Source organism: Kluyvera sp. Awk 3, from assembly GCF_028069715.1.
Taxonomy (GTDB): Bacteria; Pseudomonadota; Gammaproteobacteria; order Enterobacterales; family Enterobacteriaceae; genus Kluyvera; species Kluyvera georgiana_A.
In genome coordinates this window covers 1-4,695 of sequence record NZ_JANEWH010000217.1, presented here as the reverse complement: position 1 = coordinate 4,695, position 4,695 = coordinate 1, and the positions used below count along the sequence as shown (strand labels likewise).

The 4,695-nt window shown below is 56.4% G+C and carries 6 protein-coding genes; 5 read left to right on the top strand and 1 reads right to left on the bottom strand.

Annotation, left to right across the window (positions count from 1 at the left end):
- Positions 1 to 386 precede the first annotated feature (386 nt).
- Positions 387 to 1,367 carry a type IV pilus twitching motility protein PilT gene (locus NNN71_RS23725; protein WP_271459493.1) on the bottom strand — a complete coding sequence of 327 codons (981 nt, stop codon included), beginning with the start codon at positions 1,365 to 1,367 and terminating at the stop codon, positions 387 to 389.
- A 16-nt stretch (positions 1,368 to 1,383) separates the two neighbouring features.
- Between NNN71_RS23725 and NNN71_RS23720 the strand changes: the two genes are divergently transcribed.
- Genes NNN71_RS23720 through hemW form a run of 5 tightly spaced genes read left to right on the top strand, consistent with a single transcriptional unit; the run spans position 1,384 to position 4,691 of the window.
- Entirely contained in the window at positions 1,384 to 2,088 is a 705-nt protein-coding gene (locus NNN71_RS23720; protein ID WP_223803860.1) for a YggS family pyridoxal phosphate-dependent enzyme, read from the top strand.
- 18 nt (positions 2,089 to 2,106) lie between these two features.
- The gene (locus tag NNN71_RS23715) at positions 2,107 to 2,673 is read left to right on the top strand and encodes a YggT family protein (protein WP_163446017.1); all 567 of its coding nucleotides are present in this window, start codon (positions 2,107 to 2,109) and stop codon (positions 2,671 to 2,673) included.
- Positions 2,670 to 2,960 (top strand): DUF167 family protein YggU, encoded by a 291-nt coding sequence (gene yggU, locus NNN71_RS23710; RefSeq protein ID WP_064542635.1) that lies wholly within the window; start codon positions 2,670 to 2,672, stop codon positions 2,958 to 2,960. The genes NNN71_RS23715 and yggU overlap by 4 nt, the downstream gene beginning before the upstream one ends.
- 8 nt (positions 2,961 to 2,968) lie before the next feature.
- Positions 2,969 to 3,562, top strand: a complete 594-nt coding sequence (locus tag NNN71_RS23705) for an XTP/dITP diphosphatase (RefSeq protein ID WP_167575042.1) — start codon at positions 2,969 to 2,971, stop codon at positions 3,560 to 3,562.
- Positions 3,555 to 4,691 (top strand): radical SAM family heme chaperone HemW, encoded by a 1,137-nt coding sequence (gene hemW, locus NNN71_RS23700; RefSeq protein ID WP_163446015.1) that lies wholly within the window; start codon positions 3,555 to 3,557, stop codon positions 4,689 to 4,691. Before NNN71_RS23705 ends, hemW begins: the two co-directional genes overlap by 8 nt.
- The last annotated feature ends 4 nt before the right edge of the window (positions 4,692 to 4,695 follow it).

Below are 4,695 nucleotides of genomic sequence, written 5' to 3'. Positions count from 1 at the left end.
AAATAGGATAGAACGAAGACCTTGGAAGTGTCAAAAGAATATCAACCTTTTTTTGTAAGCCTACGCAACACAATGTAATTAACTAATTACAAAGCCCTCATACCTATGGCGTAATGACTCATACCATATTAGAATAAACGTCGTAGGAAGTTTTGTTTCCGCCCTTTGAAAATCACTCAGAAATTACAAATAAGTACATCCCCGCAACAGCGACAATAATTAAATTTACAAAACAAAAAGAGAAATTGATTATTATCCCAGCGATGAATATTAAAATAAAACGGCCATCACATTTTTGCCTTCAATTATGTGATAGCCGAATTCATTGTTTCTCAATGGCGCTCGCCAGACGATCATGCTGGCGAATAACTATACGTTTTTCCTTTTTATAGCATCCCGGCGTTCACTCGCTGCTGGTAGCTCTGGCTGAAGGTCTGCATTCCGCTTTGCAGCCCAGTCTGCATCACTCCGGCAATCTGATGCGTTTTACCCTCGCGAATAAGGTTACTGACGGCAGGCGTGTTGATCAGCATTTCAAACAGCGCCACTCGCCCACCCCGACTGTCAGGCTGTAGCTTCTGCGCCAGCACCGCGCAGAGACTGCTGGCAAGCTGGTTGCGAACCGGCTCCTTCTCCTGAGCTGGAAACACATCAACCAAACGTTCGATCGCCTGCGCGGCGCCGCGCGTATGCAGCGTCGCCAGTACCAGATGGCCGGTCTCTGCCGCCGTCAGCGCCAGGCGAATCGTCTCGCTATCGCGCAGCTCGCCAAGCAGAATGACGTCCGGATCCTGACGTAACGCCACCCGCAGCGCCTCCGCGAAAGAGGCTGTATGCTGCCCGACTTCCCGTTGCTGAATCAGGCAACCTTCGCTGGCATGCAGAAACTCAACCGGATCTTCCAGCGTCAGAATATGCCCCGCCAGATGATGATTGAGGTGGTCTACCATCGCCGCCAGCGTGGTCGATTTACCGCTACCCGTTGCCCCGGTCACCAGAATCAATCCGCTTTCTTCGTTTAACATCTCAGCCAGCGCAGCCGGCGTATGCAGTTCAGCAAGCGTCGGACACTGTGTGGGCAGAATGCGTAGTACCAACGATGTCCCCTGGCTGTGGGCAAACGCACTGGCACGTAATCGTGGACAGCCGGGAAGCGAGACGGAAAAATCAAGCTGCCGATGTCGTTGCCACGCCTGCTGCTGACTCTCACTCAGCCAACTGGCCATCAATACTTCGGGATCCGGGGCAGTAAACGGCGCAATTTCCAGCTTACCCTCCCTGCGCCAGCGCGCGTTTGCGCTGCTACACAGGTGTAGATCCGAGACATTATGCTTTACACTAAGCGCCACGATTTCTTGTATATCCATAGACCCACCAGCCCATATGAACGATATTGCGCATAACCTGGCACAGGTCAGGGAGAAAATCTCAGCGGCAGCAGCGCGTTGCGGCCGGGATTCAGAAGAAGTAACGCTGCTTGCAGTGAGTAAAACAAAACCTGCGAGCGCCGTCGAAGAAGCCGTTGCTGCGGGCCAGACCGCATTTGGTGAAAACTACGTTCAGGAAGGGGTAGAGAAAATTCTCCACTTTCGCGCGCAGGGAATCACCTCGTTGCAATGGCACTTTATTGGCCCACTGCAGTCCAATAAAAGTCGTCTGGTTGCCGAGCACTTCGACTGGTGCCACACCGTAGACCGGCTGAAAATTGCCGTGCGCTTAAGCGAGCAGCGTCCGGCCAACTTGCCGCCGCTCAACGTGCTGATTCAAATCAACATCAGCGATGAGCAGAGCAAATCAGGCATTCCGTTGGCGGAGCTTGACGCGCTGGCGGCCGACATTGCCGCCCTGCCGAATGTCTGCCTGCGCGGCCTGATGGCGATTCCCGCGCCGGAAAAAGAGTACGACCGGCAGTTTGCCGTTGCCCGCGAAATGGCTGTAGCATTCGCGCGACTGAAAGCAGACTACCCGACCGTAGACACGCTATCTCTGGGCATGTCTGACGACATGGAAGCCGCTGTTGCGGCAGGTAGTACAATGGTACGCATTGGCACCGCGATTTTTGGTGCGCGTGATTACACAAAAAAATAAGGAACCCCAAGGAACGCCATGAAGACGTTGACCTTCCTGCTCTCTACAGTGATTGAACTGTATACAATGGTGCTACTGCTGCGCGTCTGGATGCAGTGGGCGCGCTGCGATTTTTACAACCCGTTCTCACAGTTCGTGGTGAAGATCACGCAACCGATCGTCGGCCCGCTGCGTCGCGTCATTCCGCCGATGGGCCCGCTGGACAGCGCTTCGCTGCTGCTGGCCTTTATTCTGTGCGTGGTGAAAGCCATCGTGCTGTTTATGGTCATCACCTTCCAGCCGATTATCTGGATCTCTGCGGTGCTGATTCTGCTCAAGACCATCGGCCTGCTGATCTTCTGGGTGCTGCTGCTGATGGCGATCATGAGCTGGGTCAGCCAGGGTCGTAGCCCGGTTGAGTTCGTGCTGATGCAGCTCGCCGAGCCGCTGCTACGCCCAATCCGCCGGCTGCTGCCGTCCATGGGGGGAATCGATTTTTCTCCGATGGTGCTGGTGCTGCTGCTGTATGTCATCAATATGGGCATCGCCGAAGTGCTGCAAGCCACCGGTAACATGCTGCTGCCAGGACTGTGGATGGCGCTATGAGTGCCGTCACTCCCTGCGATGACGGGCTGGTACTGCGGCTGTATATTCAGCCAAAGGCCAGCCGGGATGCGATTGTTGGGGTACATGGCGACGAACTAAAAGTCGCCATCACCGCCCCGCCCGTTGATGGGCAGGCAAATGCCCATCTGGTGAAATATCTCGCCAAGCAGTTTAAGGTCGCCAAAAGCCAGGTCATCATCGAGAAAGGTGAACTGGGGCGGCATAAACAGGTTAAAATTATTCATCCGCAACAGATCCCATCGGGCGTCGACGCCCTGAAACTTTAGGATATCCCATGCAAAAAGTTGTCCTCGCGACCGGTAACGCCGGTAAAGTGCGCGAGCTTGCTTCGCTGCTCGGCGATTTTGGTCTTGATATCGTCGCCCAGACTGAGCTTGGCGTAGAGTCAGCCGAGGAGACCGGGCTGACCTTTATTGAAAACGCGATTCTCAAAGCGCGCCACGCCGCACAAGTGACCGGCTTACCGGCCATCGCCGATGATTCCGGTCTGGCGGTTGACGTTCTCGGCGGCGCGCCGGGGATCTACTCCGCACGCTATTCCGGCCTCGACGCCAGCGACCAACAGAACCTGGAAAAGCTGCTGGAAACCTTAAAAGACGTGCCGGACGACCAGCGTCAGGCGCAGTTCCACTGCGTACTGGTGTATATGCGCCACGCCGAAGACCCCACGCCGCTGGTGTGCCACGGCACCTGGCCGGGGGTGATTACCCGCGCGCCGGCAGGCCAGGGCGGCTTCGGCTACGATCCTATCTTCTTTGTGCCGTCGGAAGGCAAGACCGCCGCTGAGCTAAGCCGCGAAGAGAAGATTGCCATCTCCCATCGCGGTCAGGCGCTGAAGCTGTTACTGGAAGCCATGCGTCATGGTTAAGCTGCCCCCGCTAAGTCTCTACATTCATATCCCGTGGTGCGTGCAGAAGTGCCCGTACTGCGACTTCAACTCGCACGCGCTGAAAGGTGAAGTGCCGCACGACGACTACGTACAGCATCTGCTGAGCGACTTAGACGCCGACGTTGCTTACGCGCAGGGACGTGAAGTGAAGACTATTTTCATCGGTGGCGGTACACCGAGCCTGCTTTCAGGCCCGGCGATGCAGGCTCTGCTGGACGGCGTTCGCGCGCGTCTGACGCTGGCCTCTGATGCAGAAATCACCATGGAAGCCAACCCGGGGACAGTCGAAGCTGACCGCTTCGTTGAGTACCAGAGGGCGGGCGTTAATCGCATTTCTATCGGGGTACAGAGCTTTAGCGACAGCAAGCTCCAGCGTCTTGGGCGCATCCACGGGCCGGAAGAGGCCAAACGCGCCGCGCGCCTGGCGAGCGGTCTGGGGCTGCGCAGCTTCAACCTCGACCTGATGCACGGCCTGCCCGATCAGTCGCTGGCAGAGGCGCTGAGCGACCTGCGCCAGGCGATTGAACTGTCGCCGCCGCATCTCTCCTGGTATCAGCTGACTATCGAGCCCAATACTCTGTTTGGTTCGCGCCCGCCGGTGCTGCCGGACGACGACTCGCTGTGGGATATCTTCGAGCAGGGTCATCAATTGCTGACCGCTGCAGGTTATCAGCAGTATGAAACCTCGGCCTATGCCAAACCGGGCTATCAGTGCCAGCACAACCTCAACTACTGGCGCTTTGGCGATTATCTGGGCATCGGCTGCGGTGCGCATGGCAAGGTGACGTTCCCGGACGGCCGCATTCTGCGTACGGCGAAAACGCGTCATCCGCGCGGCTATATGGAAGGGCGCTATCTGGAGCGCCAGCACGACGTTGAGAACGCCGACAAGCCGTTTGAATTCTTTATGAACCGCTTCCGTTTACTGGAAGCCGCGCCGCGCGCCGAATTCAGCGCCTATACCGGCCTGGACGAAAGTATCATCCGCCCACAGTTGGATGAAGCGCTGGCCCAGGGCTACCTGACCGAGTGCGAGCAATACTGGCAGATAACCGAGCACGGTAAACTGTTTTTGAACTCACTGCTTGAACTGTTTCTTAGCGAATAAATAA